The sequence below is a fragment of the Citrobacter sp. MGH100 genome, from assembly GCF_001034465.1.
GTDB lineage: Bacteria > Pseudomonadota > Gammaproteobacteria > Enterobacterales > Enterobacteriaceae > Citrobacter > Citrobacter youngae.
Genome location: NZ_KQ089800.1, coordinates 1,656,687 through 1,677,312, shown reverse-complemented (window position 1 = coordinate 1,677,312; position 20,626 = coordinate 1,656,687). Strand labels below are relative to the sequence as shown.

Genomic DNA, 20,626 nt, shown 5'->3' with positions numbered 1-20,626 from the left:
TTCGCCTTACCCGGCCTTTTTGACTTCTGGCAGATTACGCAATCCGGCAGGCATCGGCTTCCCAGCGATATCCTACGCCATAGACCGCGCGGATAAACGACTGCTCTGTATCAAGCGATTCCAGTTTACGGCGCAGGTTCTTGATATGGCTGTCGATAGTGCGGTCGGTAACCACGCGGTAATCGTCGTAGAGATGATTAAGCAACTGTTCGCGAGAGAATACTTTTCCCGGTTCATGCGACAGCGTTTTGAGTAAGCGGAATTCGGCGGGTGTTAAGTCGAGCATTTTCCCACGCCAGGACGCCTGAAAACGACCTTCATCGACAATCAGCGGGCTGTCTGCATCCATTTGTTGCAGTTCGCGCTGCGGCTTGCAACGGCGCAGGATCGTTTTCACTCGCGCGACGACTTCCCGCGGGCTGTACGGTTTACAAATGTAGTCATCGGCGCCGATCTCCAGCCCCAGCAGGCGGTCAATCTCTTCGATTTTGGCGGTCACCATCATGATGGGGACTTCCGAGAAACGACGAATCTCCCGACACAGAGTCAGACCGTCGGTACCTGGCAACATCAGATCTAACAAGATCAGATCGGGCGGCGTCTGGCGTACGTAAGGCAACACCAGATCACCGTGATTGATGAGCGTAGGGGCATAGCTTGCCGCACGCAGGTAGTCGATTAGCAGTTGCCCCAGCTTGGGTTCGTCTTCCACGATCAGAATACGCGGCGTGTTTTCATCAATGGGTAACTCAGTCATACATCTCTCTGTAAATCGCGTTCCAGCGGTAATTCTACTGTAATGCTAACCCCGCCAAAAGGCGAATGGGCGGCGCGGATCAGACCATTATGCGCCTGGACGATGTTGACGCAAATTGCCAGCCCCAGCCCGGACCCTCCGCTGGCCCGGTTACGGGACCCTTCGGTGCGGTAAAAACGTTCAAACAGTTTCTGTAGCTGTTCGTCGCTAACGCCGGGGGCGGAATCGGCGAAGGTTAATAACACCATCCGCTCGCGCTGTTCGGCGCTGATATGCAGACCGCCACCGCTGTCGGTGTAGCGCAGGCTGTTTTCCAGTAGGTTGTTAAACAGTTGCATCAGGCGATCCCTGTCGCCAAAGACTGTCATGCTGTCCGGGAGTGAAAGTTGGATCGTCAGTCCACGGCTGGCAAAACGTTCACGAAACGCGCCGCTGGCCACTTCCAGCAGAGGGATCAGGTCCAGCGAGGTTTTCTGATAGGCCAGCGCACCTTCATCAGACATAGAAAGCTGATGGAGATCGTCTACCAGTTTGGTGAGCGTACCGACTTCGGCCTGCAGTGAGGCTACCGAATCCGGCGTGAACTGACGTACACCATCCTGGATGGCTTCGAGTTCGCCGCGCAAAACTGCCAGCGGCGTGCGCAGTTCATGAGAAATATCGGCCATAAAGTCACGGCGCATCTGCTGGTTTTTTTCCAGCGTACTGGCGAGCTGGTTAAAGTCCAGCGCCAGTTTACCCAGCTCATCCGTACTGGTCGGCGCAACGCGAGTGGTGAAATCACCAGCCGCAAGTTTGTGCGTGCCTTCCACCAGCCGTTTGACCGGGGCCAGCAGGCTACGCGCCAGCGTAAATGTTGCCAGCGCCGCCAGGATCGTGGAGAGCGCAACGATAAGCCAGCTGGAACGTCTTTGCTGCATGTCGAAATTGATATCGGTATTACGCGTTAAGCGCTCCACCGGAGAGGCAATCACAGCACCCACTTCGCTACCGTTGACGCGGATGGGATGGCGCATACCGTCGCGGGGAACCGGAGCCCGCGGGCCGACCAGTACGTGGGCATTTTGATCGACAACCCAAAACTGTGTACGCCAGCCGTGCGGCGGCATACCTGGACCCGGTTTATCATCGTCGTTGTCGTGTTCAAAAGAACGTAGGATCTGAAAAACAAACCGATCGTTATTGCGCAAAAATCGCCAGTTGCCATGTTGTTCATACTGTTCGCCGAGCGCATCACTCAACATTTGCAGCCGCTGTTCGTTACCGTGCTTAATATAGTCGATAAAACCGCGTTCGAAGCTTATGCGTACGGCCCAGTGCATGCTGATCAGCAACACAATGCAGGTGGCGAAAATCGCCAGAAACAGTTTGCCGGTGATACCGGGCCGCCAGAACTTCATCAGGTACTCCTTTTGCGCCGTGAAATCACCGCGTTGGTCTGCGTGTCGTCCGGCACGCGGGCAAAAATGATGGCGGGCAGTGCGATAAGGAACGCAATGCACAGCCAGGTATACATAAAGACGGTATGCGTAGACGCGCTGTCGATGGCGATATGTTGCTGCCCGAACATGCCTAACAACAGACCGGCGATGGTTACCCCGATACTCATCGACAGTTGCATGATCATCGACAGCAGGCTGTTGCCGCTGCTCGCGAGGTCATCCGGCAGGTCTTTTAGCGTCAGCGTGTTCATTGAGGAGAAGCGGGTAGAATTGACCATTCCCTGTAAGAACAGTATGAACGGCAGGGCGTAATACCAACCGAGTAACGCGGTGCTCATCAGCAACAAGCTGACCATCGACAGGCCAAGCGTGGTGGTGACCAGTACGCGACGGTAACCAAACCGGTTGACGACCTGCACCACGATGCGTTTCATTCCCATACTGCCCAGCACCATCGGGATCATCATCAAACCGGCATGAAATGGCGAAAAGCCCAATCCAATCTGCAGGAATACCGGGGTCATGAACGGTAACATCCCGCTACCAATCCGCCCGGCAAAGCTGCCAAACAGGCCTAACGAGAAGGTGTGTGTACGAAACAGGTGCAGGCTAAACAGTGCACGAGGGTTGTTGTGGGCGTGTTTCAGATACAGCAGGATCGCCAGTACTCCACAGATAACCAGTGCTGCCAGCGTGATGTGGGAAATGCCGGTTCCCTTACTACCATCAAGCGCTAAGGTGAGTACCGCCATGCCGACAGCCAGCATCATGAATCCAGAAAGGTCGAAACGGCGAGTTTGCATGGTGTAGTTGGGCATCAGCATTAACGTCGCTATTGCCCCGACAATGCCTACCGGAATGTTAATCAAAAAGATCCAGTGCCAGGAGGCGTACTCAACCAGAATACCGCCTAATGCCGGGCCCAGAAGTGGACCAATCTGACCGGGCAAGGTGACGAATGTCATTGCCGCCATGTATTGCTCGCGTGGGACGATTTTCATCACCGTCAACCTGCCGACCGGCACCATCATCGCGCCGCCTACACCTTGTAACACGCGAGCCATCACCAGTTCATTCAGCGTTCCGGACCAGGCGCAAAAAAGCGATCCCAGCGTAAACAGAATGATAGCGGTGAAGAATATATTGCGCACACCGATTTTATCAGCCAGCCAGCCGCTGGCGGGGAGCATTACGGCAACGGTAAGCACATACGACACAATGACCATGTGCATATGCAGTGGGCTTTCCCCGAGGCTTTTGGCCATCGAGGGAAGCGCGGTGTTGACGATGGTGGTATCCAGCGACTGCATAAAAAAGCCAAATGCCACAATCCAAAGTTGCCAGCGGGTGCTGTCGGGAAGTTCTGTCATAACTCTGCTACCGGTTTGCTGTTTTTACGCGAAAAACGCAGACGCAGACGGTCGAAAAAGAGATAGACCACCGGAGTGGTGTACAGTGTCAGTAGCTGACTGACAAACAGCCCGCCAACAATGGTTATCCCCAGTGGTTGACGCAGTTCAGAGCCGTCACCTGCGGATAATACCAGCGGCAGCGCACCAAACAGGGCCGCCAGCGTGGTCATCATTATTGGGCGAAAACGCAGCAGGCAGGCCTGGAAAATCGCTTCTTCCGGCTGCAAATTGCCATTTCTCTGCGCTTCCAGCGCAAAATCGACCATCATGATGGCGTTTTTCTTTACAATGCCAATTAATAGCATGATCCCTATCAGGGCGATTAGGCTGAACGGGGCATTGAACAGCTCCAGCGCCAGCAAAGCCCCAACGCCCGCTGAAGGTAGCGTGGAGAGAATGGTCAGCGGGTGAACATAGCTTTCATACAGCATGCCCAGCACGATGTAGACCGTGGCAATAGCGGCGATGATCAGGATCACCTGTGAGTTCATGGTGTCCTGAAATACCTGCGCCGTACCGGCAAAGCTGCCGCGAACCGTGGAGGGAACGCCGAGCTGGGTCATGGTTCGGTTGATGGCCTCTGTCGCCTCAGATAAAGAAGAACCTGTTGGCAGGTTAAACGACACGGTTGAGGCGGCAGATAATCCCTGATGATTTACCGATAGCGGCGCATTCGCCGGTTGCCATTTGGCAAAGTACGATAACGGGATCGCCTTACCGTCATTGTTGATGACGAACATTTTGTCCAGCGCGCTAATGTCCTGGGTGTAACGCCTGTCGACCTCCATCACCACTTTGTACTGGTTCATCGGCTGATAGATGGTTGAAATTTGTCGCTGACCAAAGGCGTTATTCAGCAGGCTGTTGGCGGCTGCGACGTCGATCCCCAGACGAGACATGGTGTCGCGATCGTAGATAAGATTCATCTCCGCGCCATTGTCCTGCTGATCGGAGTTGACGTCCGCCAGTTGGGGCAGGGCGGCAAGCGCCTTACGGATCTTCGGTTCCCACTCACGCAGCGCCGCCAGATCGTCGGACAGCAATGTGTATTGGTAGCTGGCATTAGCCTGACGACCACCGACGCGAATATCCTGCACCGCCATCAGAAACAGGTTTGCGCCGGGTTCTTTGGCAAGCGCGACACGCAGGCGGTCGATCACCTGTTGCGCCGTTTCGTGACGTTCGCCACGTGGCTTCAGGGTGATAAACATCATTCCGCTGTTGACGCGTGATCCGCCGGTAAACCCGGTAACGTTATTTACCGCAGGATCGTCGCGGATGATCTTCATAAAGTCCTGCAGTTTGCCGCGCATCGCCTGGAAAGAGATGCTCTGGTCGGCCTGGATCCCGCCCATGAGTACGCCGGTATCCTGCTCCGGGAAGAAGGTTTTGGGGATTGAAATATAGAGCCAGACGTTCAGGGCAATGGTTGCGAGTAGCACCACGCCCACCATGCGCGTGTGGCGTAGCACCCACTTCAGCGAGGTGGCGTAGCTTTGTTGTAATGCCACCAATACACGGCCAAATCCCCGCTTACGCGATTGTTCGCGTGGCGTGCTGGATTTGAGCATCCAGCCGCACATCATCGGCGTCAACGTCAGCGATACCAGCAGTGAAATACCGATGGCAACCGACAGCGTGACGGCAAATTCGCGCAACAGGCGTCCAGGCAACCCGCCCATTAACAGCAGCGGCAGGAAAACCGCCACCAGCGACAGGCTCATGGAGAGCACCGTGAATCCCACTTCGCGCGTACCCTGTAATGCCGCCTGGAGTGGCTTCATTCCCGCTTCCAGGTGACGGGCAATATTTTCCAGCACCACAATGGCATCATCGACGACAAATCCCGTCGCAATGGTTAACGCCATCAACGACAGGTTATTCAGGCTGAATCCGCACAGATACATGGCGGCAAAGGTACCAATCAGCGAGACCGGAACCGCTACTGCGGGGATTAAGGTCGCGCGCCCGGAGCGCAGGAAAACAAACACCACCAGGATAACCAACGCGACGGAGATAATCAGCGTCTGTTCGACTTCCTCCAGCGAGGCGCGAATAGTCGGCGAACGGTCCTGGGCGATTTGCAGATCGATGGCGGCCGGGACCAGCGTTTGTAATTCCGGCAATTTGGCGCGAATGCTGTCTACTGTCTGAATAATATTGGCTTCCGGCAGTTTGCGGATCATCAGCAGAATGGCCGGTTTGGCGTTGGTCATCCCCGCGTTACGAACATCCTGTACTGAGTCGGTTACAGACGCAACGTCACCCAGCCGCACCGCTGCGCCGTTGTTATAGTGGATGATAATAGGTTGATATTCGGCGGCGGTTTTCAGCTCATCGTTAGTTTGTACCTGCCAGCGATGGGTTTCATCTTCGATAGCGCCCTGTGGCTTACGCACGTTAGCGTTGTCGATCGCGCTACGCACTGCGTCCAGTGATACACCCTGGTTAAACAGCGCCTGCGGATTAAGCCCCACACGCACGGCGGGAAGAGAGCTTCCTCCGACATCCACATCACCGACGCCATTGATTTGTGCGATGGTCTGCGCCAGTTGCGTCGATGCGAAATCGTACAGTTCACCCTGTGAGTATGTGTCAGACGTGAGCGTCAGGATCATGATTGGCGCATCAGAAGGGTTGGCCTTCCGATATGTCGGGCGGCTGGGCATCCCGCTGGGCAGCAGGCTTTGCGCTGCGTTAATGGCGGCCTGTACGTCCCGTGCTGCACCGTTGATGTCGCGGTCAAATTTAAATTCGAGAATAATGCGCGTACTGCCAAGCGAACTGCTTGATGTCATCTCATTTACGCCCGCGATCCGCCCAAGTGAGCGCTCCAGCGGAGTTGCGACCGAAGATGCCATCGTTTCAGGGGAGGCACCGGGTAATGATGCGCTGACCATAATCACCGGGAAATCAACCTGCGGCAGTGGAGCGACCGGCAGCAGACGAAAGCCCAGAATGCCGCACAGCGTAATCGCCACCGAGATGAGAATGGTCGCTACCGGACGATGAATGAAAAGCGCGAAAAAGTTCATTTACGCTTCCTCTTCCTGACGTGGGAAGCGGCTTTTTACGTACAGCGACAGTCGATCAAACAGCAGATAAATCACCGGCGTGGTAAACAGAGTTAATACCTGACTTACCAACAGACCGCCAACCATGCCAATGCCTAACGGACGGCGTAACTCTGCGCCCACACCGGTACTTAACATCAGCGGCAACGCGCCGAGCAGTGCTGCCAGCGTAGTCATCAGGATCGGGCGAAAACGCAGTAAACACGCCTGGAAAATGGCGTCACGTGGCGCCATACCCTGTTCGCGTTCAGCGGCAAGGGCAAAGTCGATCATCATGATGGCGTTTTTCTTGACGATCCCAATGAGCAAAATAATGCCGATAATCGCGATGACGTCCAGTTCGCTGCCGGCAATCATTAACGCCAGCAGCGCTCCGACGCCCGCCGTAGGCAGTGTGGAGAGAATGGTAATCGGGTGAATAAAGCTCTCATACAACACGCCGAGCACGATATACATCGCCACAACCGCGGCCACAATCAACCAGATAGTGTTGCCCAACGCAGCCTGGAAGGCGAGGGTACTGCCCTGGAACTGGGTGGTAATATTCGCGGGCAGGTTAAGCGTTTTTTCAGTATCCAGAATCGCCTGTACTGCATCGCCCAATGACTGATTATCTGGCACATTGAACGAGATAGTCGTCACCGGGAACTGATCAAGATGGTTAATCGACAGCGGGGCAAAACGCTGTTCAATACTGGCGATCGCGCTGAGCGGTACGATCCCGCCATCGCTACTGGTCAGACGAATGGTATCCAGCGCAGCAATCCCAGGGGTATTGTTGGTGTCATGTTCTAACACCACGCGATACTGGTTGGCCTGGGTGTAAATGGTTGAAATCAGCCGCTGACCGAAGGCGTTGTACAGGGCGTTATCGACATCCGCCATGCTGATGCCTAAACGGCTGGCGCTGTCGCGATTGACGTTCACATACGCTACCAGCCCTTTGTCCTGCCAGTCACTACTGACATCGGACAGTTGCGGTAGCTGATTTAGTTTTGCTATCAGCTGTGGAACCCAGGTGCTGAGGGCATCAAGGGATGTCGCTTGCAGCGTGAACTGATATTGCGTCCGGCTGACCTGGGTATCAATTGTCAGGTCCTGGGTCGGCTGAAGGTAGAGGTCAACGCCGGGGACTCTGTCAACCGCGTCCTGTAACCGGGCGATCACTTTCTGCACGCGATCGTCACGTTCATCCAGCGGTTTAAGGTTGATTTGCAAACGCGCGCTGTTTAATGCCGGATTCGTACCATCTACGCCAACAAACGCGGTCAGGCTCTCTACCGCCGGATCTTTAAGGATGACATCTGAAACCTGACGCTGGCGCTCGGACATGCTGGCAAATGAACTGGATTGTGGAGCCTGCAGCGTGCCCTGAATAATGCCGTTGTCCTGAATTGGGAAGAAACCTTTGGGGATGAAAACCCACAGCATGACGCTCAATGCCAGCGTGCCGAGCGCCACGCTCAGCGTCAGCCACGGATGGTTAAGCACTTTTGCCAGCCAGTGACCGTACCCGGCAATCACACGATCGAACATGCGCTCCGAGGCGCGGGAGAAGCGGTTTTGCTTACGCAATGAGGCCTGACTAAGCATACGCGCGCACATCATCGGCGTGAGGGTAAGTGAAACGACGGCGGAAATCAGAATCGCCACGGCCAGCGTAACGGCGAATTCACGGAACAAGCGCCCGACGATATCGCCCATGAATAGCAGTGGGATCAATACCGCAATCAATGAAAACGTCAGGGAGATGATGGTAAAACCAATCTCGCCTGCGCCTTTCAGGGCGGCAGTCAGCGGTTTTTCCCCTTTTTCGATATAGCGCGAAATATTCTCGATAACCACGATAGCGTCATCCACCACAAAGCCCGTTGCGATGGTGAGCGCCATTAAGGTCAGGTTGTTGATGGAGAAATCAAGAAATACCATCACCGCGAAGGTGCCGATTAACGACAACGGTACGGCGACTGCAGGAATAATCGTCGCCGGAACATTGCGCAGAAACAGGTAGATAATCATCACCACCAGCGCTATCGCCAGCATCAACTCGAACTGGGTGTCTGCAACAGAGGCACGAATATTGGTGGTACGATCGGAAAGTACGCTGACCTTAACCGATTTGGGCAGGCTTTCGGTGAGTTGTGGCAGCATCTGGCGGATACTGTCTGCCGTGGAGATAATGTTCGCCCCAGGCTGGCGCTGCACATTCATCACTATAGCTTGTTGCTTATTTGCCCATGCACCCAGCCATCTGTTTTCTGCTCCTTGTTCGACGGTAGCGACATCGCCCAGACGAACCGGCGCACCGTTTTTATAGGCAATAATGAGCTGACGATATTCATCTGCGGACTGCATCTGGTCATTAGCGGAAAGCGTAACGGCGCGCGTAGGCCCATCAAGACTCCCTTTCGCTGAATTAACGTTGGCACCGGTGATGGCCGTACGGATGGTTTCGCTGGTTAAACCGAGGGCGGCAATGGCCTGTGCGTTAAGCTTCACGCGGACCGCCGGACGTTGTCCACCGGAAAGGGTTACCAGACCGACGCCGGAAACCTGAGATATTTTCTGCGCGACGCGGGTTTCGACCATATCTTCCACCTGCGTCATCGGCATGGCGGTCGAGGTGACGGCCAGCGTCATGATTGGCGGATCGGCTGGATTAACTTTGCTGTAGACCGGTGGGTTAGGTAGGTCACTCGGCAATAAATTGGTAGCAGCATTGATGGCGGCCTGAACTTCCTGCTCGGCAACATCCAGTGGCAGGGTCAGTTGAAACTGCAACGTGACGACCGATGCGCCACCGGAGCTTTGCGAGGACATCTGTTTTAAGCCAGACATCTGACCGAACTGACGTTCAAGCGGCGCGGTAACCGCAGACGTCATGACATCCGGGCTGGCTCCGGGATAGAGCGTTATGACCTGAATGGTGGGGTAATCCACTTCCGGCAATGCCGCAATGGGCAGGAAACGATAGCCGATGATACCCGCAAGCAGAATCGCGACCATCAGCAACGTGGTGGCGACGGGGCGCAGAATAAACAGGCGGGACGGGCCGCCTGTATTGCCGGGAGGTAACACCTGCATCAGGAGTTGGCTCCTTTTTTGCCGTATCCGCGTGGCGCTGTTTTCTCATCGGAAACAGAGGCGTCGTGCGCCTCAACGACTTCGACTTTTGCGCCTTCCGTCAGACGATCAATCCCGTCGGTGACGACGCGATCGCCCGCGGACAACCCTGCGGCGATCACCACTTTTTGGCTGTCCTGAATACCCGGTTTAACCAGATGTTTGCTGACTTTGTTGTCGCTGTTCAGCACCCAGACAAAGTGGCCTTCGTTGCCCATCTGCAGGGCGGCTGTTGGGATCACAACGGCATTTTGCTGCGTGTCGACCAGCATGCGAGCGTTAACAAACTGATTCGGGAACAAGGCATCGTCCTGGTTGTTAAAGCGGGCCTTTGCTTTGATGGTGCCGGTGGTGGCGTCAATCTGGTTATCGAGGCTCAGCAGCACGCCTTCGCTCAGTTTTTGTGAGTTGGTACGGTCCCAGGCCTCAACTTTCAGTGGCGTCCCCGATTTCTGTGCCTGTACTACGGTCGCGATATCGTTCTCTGGCAAAGTGAAAACCAGATCAATAGGATGGGTTTGTGTAATGACGACAATCCCGGTGGTATCGCTGCTGGATATCTGGTTACCCACATCCACAAGCTTCAGGCCCACCCGACCATCAACAGGTGCCGTTACCCGGCTCCAGTCGAGTTGCAATTGCGCGCTGGCGACGCTGGCTTCATCGGCTTTTATCGTCCCTTGTGTTTCGTTGACCAGCGCCTGTTGCGCATCCAGTTCCTGACGAGAGACCAGATTGGTTTTAACCAACTGCTGATAGCGGGCGAGGTCGCGACGAGCATTGGCCAGCGTGGCTTTATCTTTTGCCAGTTGCCCCTGCGCCTGCGCCAGTGCGACTTTGAACTGACTGGGGTCTATCTCAGCCAGCAGATCGCCGGCTTTCACCTGTTGCCCTTCCTGAAAGTGTATGGCGATGAGTTGGCCGTCCACGCGACTGCGTACCGTCGCGGTGTTCGCGGCAGTAATGGTACCCAGCCCGGTCAGATAGCGTGGAACTGCTTGTTCGACTGCCGTGGCCGCCTGAACCGGAGCCAACGGACCGGAACGCATTCCTCGCCGTCCCGTAGCCGGAGCAGGTTGCGTCTGACGGGTTGCGCCGGGGGCTGTTCCCTGGGGCTCGCTGCGACTTTGCCAGAACCAGAAGGCGGCGATGGCGGCCACGACGATCACGATTACTATCACCCAGCGGGATTTGTTACGGCCTTTCATTGTTATGAGTTTCTCATCCTGAAACGTTTCGCGGAATGATACTAGTTTAGCCAGTGAACAAGGGAGAAAAATGGAGGAATTATGAAACACTGTCGGGATTCGTCTGAATGACGGCGCGGCTTTGCGAGGCATTACGCAACAATTTGCGGCGAAAATAGCGAATGCGTCATTGTGCGTTAGAGTGCGGTCAAGGCAAAAGGAGGTAAGCCAAAGATTTCAGCGGGATGCTGGAACGGGAAAGCCCCTCCCGAGGAAGGGGCCAAAATAAGGAAAGGGTTATGATGAAGTACGTCATCATACTGGTGGTACTCTTAGTCATTAGCTTACCGGCTTACTAAGACACCAGGGGGAGGGGAAACCTTCCCTAACCCTCACTCCTGAAAATAAGCCACAGTAACGATGATGTCAATACGCGCACCTTTAAGCCTGCGAGCCGCTTAGCGGAAAACAACGTCAGCCCAGCGGGCCAGTCCGGCGGTGACAGAGCCGAAATCATCGCCACCGGCGATAGGGATCCCCGGAAGCTGTTCAGCAAGGGCTTTTTTGATCAGCGGTGAACGGGCGCTACCGCCGGTCAGATAAATGACATCTGGTTTTTCCTGCGCGTTATCCAGCGCTAAGTGAACCTGCTCAAGAATACGTGCCAGCGGTTGATTTAACGCCATTTCCAGTCCTTGCTGGCTGATAGCGGTGGCCAGCGCATCGCTGATAAACGGCAGTGCCGCGGTAACGTTTGTCTGGTCAGAAAGCGCAATTTTGCTCTCTTCTGCGCTGCGTACCAGGCGATAACTCAGGCGTTCACGCCAGACTTTAAGCAGCAGCGCGACTTTGTCTGCTTCACGCGCATCGCGGATCAGATCGTTGAGTAAACGTCCATTGGCGGTACTGTAGAAATCACTTTGCGCGGGAACATCGTTGATCGCGACCGCGTTCCACCAGGGTAAAATCGGCAATGCGATGCCTTTTTCCGTTTCGCCGCCCATGCCCAGCAGTGGCATCAGATGTTTAAAGGCTAACGCAATATCCAGATCGTTACCGCCCACGCGGCAGCCGCTGTGTCCCAGCAGGCTGTTTTCGCGATCGGCGCGCTGATGCCATTGCGGTCCCATCAGCAGTAGCGAACAGTCAGTGGTGCCACCGCCGATGTCCACCACCAGTACGCGTTTTTCTTCCTGCAAGGTTGCTTCAAAATCCAGACCCGCGGCTACCGGCTCGTACTGGAAGACGACATCCTGAAAACCGGCGCGTTTGGCCGCACGTTCAAGAATACCCTGCGCCTGGGCGTTGGCGTCATCGCCGCCTAACCCCTGGAAGTTGATCGGGCGACCGATAACGGCCTGGGTGATCGCTTCAGGCAGCTGGTTTTGCGCCTGATTGCGAATATGCAGCATCATCGCACAAACCAAATCCTCAAATAGCGCAACCTGCTGCGGCTTCAGACCGCTGGCACCCAAAAATGATTTCGGCGATTTAACGAAGTACACCTCTTCCGGGTCGTCAATGTATTGCGCCAGTGACGCCAGACCAAACTGCACGCTATTGGCGCTAACATCGATGTCTTCATCGCGGTTATAGCGCATTGCACGACTCAGTAGCGCCTGTGTTTCGGCATCCGTCGTGGGGACATCATGATGGCGATACAACCATTCGCTCACCGCTTCGCGCGTAGGCGCACAAAGCATTGAGGGCAGTAACGTGCTGTTGTTTTCCATTTTGAGCAAGTGTGGCTGCCCGTCACGCATTACGGCTACTGAACAGTTTGCCGTACCGTAGTCAAAACCAATAAACACCGTAGAAATCCCCATGCCAGTGAAGAAGGGGCGTGACTTTAGCGAAATGTCGCCGCCCCGACAACTGGAATATGAAAGCAAGGCGTATCGATTGAATACTGTTTATGCTGTAGGTTTAACTAAAAAGGACACCTGAATGTTAACACTGAGCTGGCAGCCGCCCTATGACTGGCCCTGGATGCTAGGGTTTCTTGCCGCCCGTGCGGTGGATGGCGTCGAAACCGTCGGGGAGCTGTATTACACCAGAAGCCTGGTTATCGGTGAATATCGTGGACTGGTGAGCGTAGTGCCTGACCTGAAGACACACCAGCTGCAGGTCAGGCTAAGTCCGGGGTTACAGCCCGTTGCGCCAGAATGCCTCGCCAAAATTGAGCGGTTGTTCGATCTTCGCTGTTGCCCACAGCATATTGCTAACGCGCTGGGCAGCCTGGGCGCAGCGCGTCCTGGACTGCGGCTGCCTGGCTCTGTCGATGCCTTTGAACAAGGTGTGAGGGCGATATTAGGCCAGTTAGTTAGCGTTGCAATGGCGGCAAAACTGACCGCGAAAGTTGTACGCGCCTACGGTGACAGGCTTGATGACGCGCCTGAGTATGTTTGTTTTCCCACACCACAAGCGCTGGCTGCAGCTGAGCCTTTGCATCTGAAAGCCTTAGGGATGCCGCTCAAACGCGCCGAAGCGCTCATTCATCTGGCACGAGCAATGCTTACCGGAAGGCTTGCATCGGTTGCACCAGTTGATATTGAGCAAGGCGTAAAGCACTTACAAACGTTTCCCGGTATAGGGCGCTGGACTGCCAATTATTTCGCGCTACGCGGTTGGCAGGCGAAAGATGTTTTTCTTCCTGACGATTATTTGATCAAACAACGCTTTCCGGGCATGACACCAGCCCAGATCCGGCGCTATGCCGAGCGCTGGAAGCCGTGGCGCTCCTATGCGTTATTACATATCTGGTATACGGAAGGGTGGCAGCCGTCAGTTGATAGCGAAGTTGCTGGTATTGAGTAGCAGATCCAACGGCTGAGCATCAGCAATGATGTCGCCGTAGATCATATCAATACCGATACCAGAAAGTGCGTCCATAATAAGCGGCATTTGCACGGGGCCGGCGATCGTTTTGATATCCAGTCGCTGTGCATGACCCTGGATAATAGAAACCCACATTTCATCCATCAGGTTGCCGTGAACACTGGCGCTGATCTCACTGTCGAGTAACAGGTAATCGACGGTGTGAAACTTCAGGTTTTCAACAATCTCTAAGTCGCGTCCTACCTGGCTTAAAATAATCCGACAACCCGCGTGACGAAGTCGCTGAATGGCCGATAGGCTCTGAGCTGGATGCGATTTCATCACTCCGGCTGGAACGGTCAGGTGTAATAAGCGTGGTGGTAGCGGACTATGCTGCAACTGCGCCAGAAGTTCATCCACAAGTTCGGTACTCAACAGTCCGGCGGCAGAAAGGGGCAGGGCAATACTGAGCCCCTTACTGGCAATCGCCGTCGCTGCATGCTGGAAAAATTCGTTAAAAACCCGGCGGTCAAGCGCATGATTAAGCGTGGGGTCAACGAGTCCGGTACGGAAAATATGCTCTTCGATAACATCACCGTCCTCTGTTCCCAGGCGCAGTGAGAGTAGCCAGAAGCTGAATGTCTCAGGAATGCGTGGAGAGGCCACTCCCCGGGCGATCATGAGCATCGGGTTGTGCGCAATAATGTGCTTCTGTTCATCAAACGACAGCAGTTCCCGTGAGGCGTGCGTCTGACTTTGCTGGGGTTCATACACGCAGACCCGGCCACGCCCACTATTTTTGGCGGCATAACAGGCGATATCTGCCTGAGACATGACCTCAGTCGCGACATGATTTTTCTCATCGATCAGCGTAATACCCGCACTGGCGCCTATGCGGTGCAGACGGCCTTCCCACCTGAACTGATACTCGTTGATGGCGCTGATAATACGGCCTGAGATAAAGCGAGCGCTTTCGATGTTGCAATCCGGCAGCAACAGGCCGAATTCATCGCCACCGAGACGAGCCAGTACATCGCTGGTACGCAGCATGCTGAGCATCAGAGAAGCCAGTTCGCGCAGCAGGGCATCGCCTGCAGCATGGCCCGCGCTATCGTTCACGGCTTTAAACCTATCCAGATCGATAAAGACCAGAACATGGCGCTGATGCGTATTGTGTACGGCTTGTAGCAATTGTTTCAGATGGTTCTCGAAGCTGACCCGGTTAGCAAGATGGGTGAGGTCATCATGCGACGCGCTGTAGCTCAGTTGGCGTAACATCTTACGCGACTCGGTGACATCCTGAATGACCAGTACGGAGCCAATGCTACCACCGTCAAGGGTACTGAGTGGCGTAATGCTGTACTGAATGTCGTAACTGCTGCCGTTACGGCAATGCAGAACCACCTCCTGCTCTATGGCAGTACGCGACATATCGGCACTGTAGATGTTTTCCATCAATGGGCCGTTATCGCCAAAGGTAATTCGCAGCACTGTCAGTAACGGAATACCTATCGCGTCGTCCTGCTGCCAGCCGCTCATCTTCTCGGCAACCGGGTTCATGAAGGTCACGTTCATGTCGACATCGATGCAAATCACCGCTTCGCCGATTGAGTCCAGCGTGATGTGCAGGCGCTCTTTTTCCTGGTACAGCGCTTCGTTAAGCTGCTTCACTTCGGTCATATCCAAATTGATACCGAGTAAGCGTTCAACTTCTCCGTCTTTATTCAGTACCCGGTTAGCCAACGAGCGGATATGGCGTACGCCGTCACGTACTGCAATACGAAATTCGAGCTTAAAGGGAATTCGTGCGGCCAGAGAGTCGCGAATCACATTTTCAGCATGCTCGCGATCTTCCGGTACGACGCACTCGTACCAGACTTGCCAACTGGGTTTGATATGTAGCGGGACTTCATAGAGATCGAACATGCGCTTATCCCAACTGATCACGTCGGGTTGCAGTTCCCACTCCCAGATACCGATACCGCCCGCTTCGTTGGCGAGGGTAATGCGTTCCATCAGCCGCTTATTCATCCACTCGGTGTGCTTCAGGTCGTTTATGTCTTCAACCTGTGCAATAAAGTAGAGCGGGGTGTTGTCGCTGTGGCGTACCAGCGAAACGGCCAGCAATGCCCAGACAACGTCGCCCGCGCGCGTGTAATAGCGCTTTTCCATGGAGTAACTGTTGATTTCACCACGGACCAACATGCCGAGTTGTTCGAGGTCGTTATTCAGATCTTCCGGCCAGGTGAGCTGCTGGAAGGTCAGCGCTCTCAGCTCTTCCTGACTGTAGCCAAGAAACTGACACAACGCCTTGTTTGCCTGTAACCACTGCCCTTCGGTACCGACCAGCGCCATGCCAATCGCAGAATATTCCATAGCATTACGAAAACGCGATTCGCTTTCCGAGATGTGTTTTCGCTCGGCCCGAAATGCGTACATCACCATAGTCATCATGTTGGCTGGCAACAGAATCATCAAAAACGGCAGCCACGGAATACTTGTCATCACATTCGCTTTCGGGGTGTAGAGCAGCGATGGGTTGGCCGCCAGCATCAGAGAGACCATCAGGACGGTGCTGAGGAAAATTAAAAATGCTTCCATACGCGGCAAACGGACGGCGCTCCACATCAGCAACACAATGACGCAGGTAAACGGCCACGGCACGTACATCATGGAAAGCCAGCTGAACGTTAAGGTGACGAGCAGCGTGATGAGGGTCTCAAGCAGTAAACGTGGATCGCGGTGGCGCAGCAGATAATGAGGCTTGAATAACAGACCTAATGGCACCAGCGCCAACGCGCCGATGGATTCGGAAAGCACCCAAATGAGAAACGTATTTAACGAGGTTCCCTCCGGGAGCAGTAGCCACATCAGCACACCACCTAACAGCGGAGGGATGACGGCGCTACCGAAGGCCAAACGCGCCCAGTCATTCAGATTCTGTAAAGGGTTATACCAGGGGAGCAGTTTGCGCAATAACATCGCGCCGGCGACCGCTTCAATAATATTGATGGTCGTATAAGTATAGTTAAGCGAACCTCCAGGAAAAAACAGCAAAGACGCGCCGATGCTGCCGAATGAGCAAGCCAGCGCTATCCCGGGCCACATTTTTCCTGCATGGCGGTAAAACGCCACCATCATGATTGAGGTTGGAAACCAAAGCGGTGCCAGTTGGGTACCGAAGCGCGACAGCTCCAGCGAAAATAGCGTAAAGATAAATGCTACCAGACCTAAACTGACCAGGCGCAGCAGAGGATGGGGTAGGGTAACTAAAACATGTTGGAATTGTTTACTCATTACCACTTTACCCAAATAGCCGATGTCGGCCAGCAGAGTTACCGGCCGCATCACGTTTAATCTTCGTTTATGCTAGTACAAACAATTTACAATTTATACGCCAGTTGCTCATAAATTAACACGCCCAAGCCATTAATTCCTAAGGCGGGTGAATAAAATTTGAGCTTGCTTTAAAATTAACCGTTTTAATTTGCGACAGGGAAAGCATTGGTGCAGCCTGGGCTGGCATCGCGCTGCTGAAATCCCTATAATTGCCGCGTTTGGCGTTTCGACGCCGCCCTTCCTTACATCCAGGTTAATCAGGTCGCTAAATTTATGACTGATCAGTCCCATCAGTGCGTCATTATCGGCATTGCCGGCGCATCGGCTTCCGGCAAGAGTCTTATTGCCAGTACCCTTTATCGCGAATTGCGTGAACAAGTCGGTGACGAACATATTGGCGTTATTCCCGAAGACAGCTATTACAAGGATCAAAGCCATCTGTCGATGGAAGAACGCGTAAAAACGAACTACGACCATCCGAACGCGATGGATCACAGTTTGCTGTTTCAGCATCTGCAAACACTTAAACGTGGTTCCGCCATTGAATTGCCCGTTTATAGCTATGTTGAACACACGCGCACACAAGAAACTATTCATATTGAACCTAAGAAAGTCATTATTCTGGAAGGCATTTTGTTGCTGACGGATGCACGTTTGCGTGATGAAATGAACTTCTCTATTTTTGTTGATACGCCGTTGGATATTTGCCTGATGCGCCGTATCAAACGGGATGTGAATGAACGTGGTCGTTCAATGGATTCGGTGATGGCGCAATACCAAAAAACCGTACGTCCGATGTTCCTGCAATTTATTGAGCCTTCAAAACAATACGCCGATATCATCGTGCCTCGCGGGGGTAAAAACCGCATTGCTATCGATATTCTGAAGGCGAAAATCAGTCAGTTCTTTGAATAAGTTCAGCGAATTGTGTACCGTTCAGTGATAACCTGGTTCACCCTTAACGCGCCTGGCATTAAGGGTTTGAAGCACGAAAGGAGAAAGTGCCATGCGTTTATGTGACCGAGATATTGAAGCCTGGTTGGATGAAGGTCGTCTGTCGATCAATCCACGTCCTCCTGTCGAGCGTATCAATGGCGCAACGGTAGATGTGCGCCTTGGTAACAAATTTCGTACGTTCCGCGGTCATACGGCGGCGTATATCGATTTGAGCGGACCGAAGGATGAGGTCAGTGCTGCGCTTGACCGCGTAATGAGTGATGAAATTGTCCTCAAAGACGGTGAGGCGTTTTTCCTGCATCCGGGTGAATTAGCGCTGGCGGTAACTTTCGAATCCGTTACGCTGCCTTCCGACCTTGTTGGCTGGTTAGACGGCCGTTCTTCGCTGGCACGTCTGGGCCTGATGGTACACGTTACGGCACACCGTATTGATCCGGGCTGGTCGGGGTGCATCGTCCTGGAATTTTACAACTCAGGAAAATTACCGTTGGCTCTGCGCCCCGGTATGCCGATAGGGGCACTGAGCTTCGAACCGCTTTCCGGCCCGGCAGCGCGACCTTACAACCGTCGCCAGGATGCGAAGTATCGCGATCAGCAGGGCGCGGTAGCCAGCCGGATCGATAAAGACTGAGTGTTTTCAGTCCATTGGGGATAGCATGAGACGATTTCTGACGACGCTGATGATTATTCTGGTCGTGCTGGTGGCCGGTTTCTCTGCGTTAGTATTGTTGGTTAATCCGAATGATTTCCGCGCATACATGGTGAAGCAAGTTGCGGCGCGTAGCGGATATCAACTGCAGTTGGATGGTCCTCTGCGCTGGCACGTATGGCCCCAGTTGAGCATTCTCTCCGGGCGCATGGTGCTAACGGCCGAAGGTGCCAGCGAACCGCTGGTTCGTGCCGACAATATGCGTCTGGACGTCGCCTTGTGGCCGTTGTTGAGTCACCAACTCAGCGTAAAGCAAGTCATGCTCAAAGGCGCGGTGATTCAACTCATACCTGAAACCGAGGCTGTGCGCGGAGTCGATGCCCCTGTTGCGCCAAAAGATAATACACTGCCGGATCTGGCAGAGGATCGTGGATGGTCGTTTGATATCGCTCGCCTGCGCGTGGCTGACAGCGTTCTGGTATTCCAGCATGAAGACGATGAACAGATAACGGTTCGTGATATTCACCTGAATATGGAACAGGATGCCCAGCATCGTGGAACGTTCGATTTCACCGGCCGCGTTAACCGTGACCAGCGCGACCTGACGTTGTCCATCAGTGGCGCTGTCGATGCGTCTGACTATCCGCATGATTTAGTCGCCAATATTGAGCAGCTGAGCTGGCAGTTACAGGGCGCTGACTTGCCGCCGCAGGGGATCCGCGGCCAGGGTCAGCTTCAGGCTCGGTGGCAGGAAGAGAAAAAACAGCTCAACTTTACGCAGATTAACTTAACTGCTAATGACAGTTCACTCGCCGGGCAAGCTCAGGTGACGCTGGCGGAGAAACCCGCATGGGACGTCAATCTGAAATTCGGCCAGCTCAATCTGGATAATCTGATTGTACAGCATGATGCTCTGGCGGCGACAGATACCGGGGCACAGCAGAGTCAGAGCCAGTCGACGCTGGCGCGACCAGTCATTTCCTCGCAGGTTGATGCCGTCTCTTATCAGGGGCTGCAAGGATTTTCCGCCAACATTGCACTACAGGCGGATAAAGTTCTCTGGCGGAAAATGGCATTTGATCATGTTTCTGCAAAAATCGTCAACCAGGCTGGATTGTTGAATATCAATGAGTTGCAGGGGAAAAGTGACGGTGGATTGATCTCACTTCCAGGTTCGCTGGATGCCAGAAAAGGCCCACCACGGGCAGTCTTTCACCCACGGCTGGAAGGCGTAGAAATCGGCACTATCCTGAAAGCTTTTGACTATCCGATAGCCCTTACTGGCCAGCTGTCACTGGCTGGCGATTTTTCGGGCTCTGACATTGATGCGCAGGCATTTCGCCACAGCTGGCAAGGACAGGCCAATGTTGAGATGAGCGGCACGCGTATGGAAGGCATGAACTTCCAGCAACTGGTGCAACAGGCGGTTGAACGTAGCGGCGGTAATGCAGGCTCACAACAGGATTTGGATAATGCGACGCGGCTGGATCGCTTTGTGACCGATCTGACACTGGATAACGGCAAGGTTACGCTGGATAACATGGAAGGGCAGTCTGCCATGTTGGCGCTTTCGGGTAAGGGCACGTTAGATCTGGTTGAGCAAAATTGTGATACTCAGTTTAACGTGCGCGTGCTGGGCGGATGGAATGGGGAAAGTAAATTGATCGATTTCCTCAAAGCGACCCCAGTTCCGCTCAGGGTCTATGGCAAATGGCAGTCGTTGAACTATAACCTGCAGGTGGACCAACTCTTGCGTAAGCATATGCAGGATGAAGCGAAACGCCGATTGAACGACTGGGCCGATCGCAACAAAGACTCTCGCAACGGCAAAGACGTTAAAAAGCTGCTGGATAAACTTTGAACCCTGGT

General features: G+C 54.1%; 13 protein-coding genes. 5 read left to right on the top strand and 8 right to left on the bottom strand.

The window, feature by feature from the left end; genetic code table 11:
• Positions 1–34: 34 nt before the first annotated feature.
• Genes baeR through SK32_RS07945 form a run of 6 tightly spaced genes read right to left on the bottom strand, consistent with a single transcriptional unit; the run spans position 35 to position 11,016 of the window.
• Complete coding sequence (gene baeR / locus SK32_RS07970) at positions 35–757, bottom strand: envelope stress response regulator BaeR (RefSeq protein ID WP_008785214.1); 723 nt, start codon at positions 755–757, stop codon at positions 35–37.
• Positions 754–2,157, bottom strand: a complete 1,404-nt coding sequence (baeS, locus tag SK32_RS07965; protein ID WP_048212054.1) for an envelope stress sensor histidine kinase BaeS — start codon at positions 2,155–2,157, stop codon at positions 754–756. The genes baeR and baeS overlap by 4 nt, the downstream gene beginning before the upstream one ends.
• The gene (locus SK32_RS07960; protein ID WP_048212053.1) at positions 2,157–3,569 is read right to left on the bottom strand and encodes an MFS transporter; all 1,413 of its coding nucleotides are present in this window, start codon (positions 3,567–3,569) and stop codon (positions 2,157–2,159) included. Before SK32_RS07960 ends, baeS begins: the two co-directional genes overlap by 1 nt.
• Positions 3,566–6,646 (bottom strand): multidrug efflux RND transporter permease subunit MdtC, encoded by a 3,081-nt coding sequence (gene mdtC, locus SK32_RS07955; RefSeq protein ID WP_048212052.1) that lies wholly within the window; start codon positions 6,644–6,646, stop codon positions 3,566–3,568. Before mdtC ends, SK32_RS07960 begins: the two co-directional genes overlap by 4 nt.
• Positions 6,647–9,769 carry an MdtB/MuxB family multidrug efflux RND transporter permease subunit gene (locus tag SK32_RS07950; protein WP_048212051.1) on the bottom strand — a complete coding sequence of 1,041 codons (3,123 nt, stop codon included), beginning with the start codon at positions 9,767–9,769 and terminating at the stop codon, positions 6,647–6,649.
• On the bottom strand, positions 9,769–11,016 hold the full coding sequence (locus tag SK32_RS07945; protein ID WP_048212050.1) for an MdtA/MuxA family multidrug efflux RND transporter periplasmic adaptor subunit: 1,248 nt from the start codon (positions 11,014–11,016) through the stop codon (positions 9,769–9,771). Before SK32_RS07945 ends, SK32_RS07950 begins: the two co-directional genes overlap by 1 nt.
• 224 nt (positions 11,017–11,240) lie before the next feature.
• Here SK32_RS07945 and SK32_RS26710 point away from each other — a divergent pair, with 224 nt between their 5' ends.
• Positions 11,241–11,354 carry a type I toxin-antitoxin system Ibs family toxin gene (locus tag SK32_RS26710; protein WP_115602258.1) on the top strand — a complete coding sequence of 38 codons (114 nt, stop codon included), beginning with the start codon at positions 11,241–11,243 and terminating at the stop codon, positions 11,352–11,354.
• Positions 11,355–11,453: 99 nt separating this feature from the next.
• Here SK32_RS26710 and yegD read toward each other — a convergent pair whose 3' ends face one another.
• Positions 11,454–12,806, bottom strand: coding sequence for a molecular chaperone (gene yegD / locus SK32_RS07940; RefSeq protein ID WP_048212049.1), 1,353 nt, complete (start codon positions 12,804–12,806; stop codon positions 11,454–11,456).
• A gap of 136 nt (positions 12,807–12,942) precedes the next feature.
• On the opposite strand from yegD, the gene alkA reads away from it, so the two are divergent.
• A complete protein-coding gene (gene alkA / locus SK32_RS07935) occupies positions 12,943–13,812 on the top strand; it encodes a DNA-3-methyladenine glycosylase 2 (protein ID WP_048212048.1) in 870 nt (289 codons plus the stop codon).
• Here the strand turns inward: alkA and SK32_RS07930 are convergent.
• The gene (locus tag SK32_RS07930; RefSeq protein ID WP_048212604.1) at positions 13,780–17,109 is read right to left on the bottom strand and encodes a diguanylate cyclase; all 3,330 of its coding nucleotides are present in this window, start codon (positions 17,107–17,109) and stop codon (positions 13,780–13,782) included. The two genes, alkA and SK32_RS07930, sit on opposite strands and share 33 nt — an antisense overlap.
• A 315-nt stretch (positions 17,110–17,424) precedes the next feature.
• On the opposite strand from SK32_RS07930, the gene udk reads away from it, so the two are divergent.
• The 3 genes from udk to asmA all read left to right on the top strand — a co-directional run bounded on the left by udk (position 17,425) and on the right by asmA (position 20,618).
• A complete protein-coding gene (gene udk, locus SK32_RS07925; RefSeq protein WP_005128328.1) occupies positions 17,425–18,066 on the top strand; it encodes a uridine kinase in 642 nt (213 codons plus the stop codon).
• A gap of 91 nt (positions 18,067–18,157) precedes the next feature.
• Positions 18,158–18,739 (top strand): dCTP deaminase, encoded by a 582-nt coding sequence (gene dcd / locus SK32_RS07920; RefSeq protein ID WP_003036774.1) that lies wholly within the window; start codon positions 18,158–18,160, stop codon positions 18,737–18,739.
• A gap of 25 nt (positions 18,740–18,764) precedes the next feature.
• The gene (asmA, locus tag SK32_RS07915; protein WP_048212047.1) at positions 18,765–20,618 is read left to right on the top strand and encodes an outer membrane assembly protein AsmA; all 1,854 of its coding nucleotides are present in this window, start codon (positions 18,765–18,767) and stop codon (positions 20,616–20,618) included.
• Positions 20,619–20,626 lie beyond the last annotated feature (8 nt).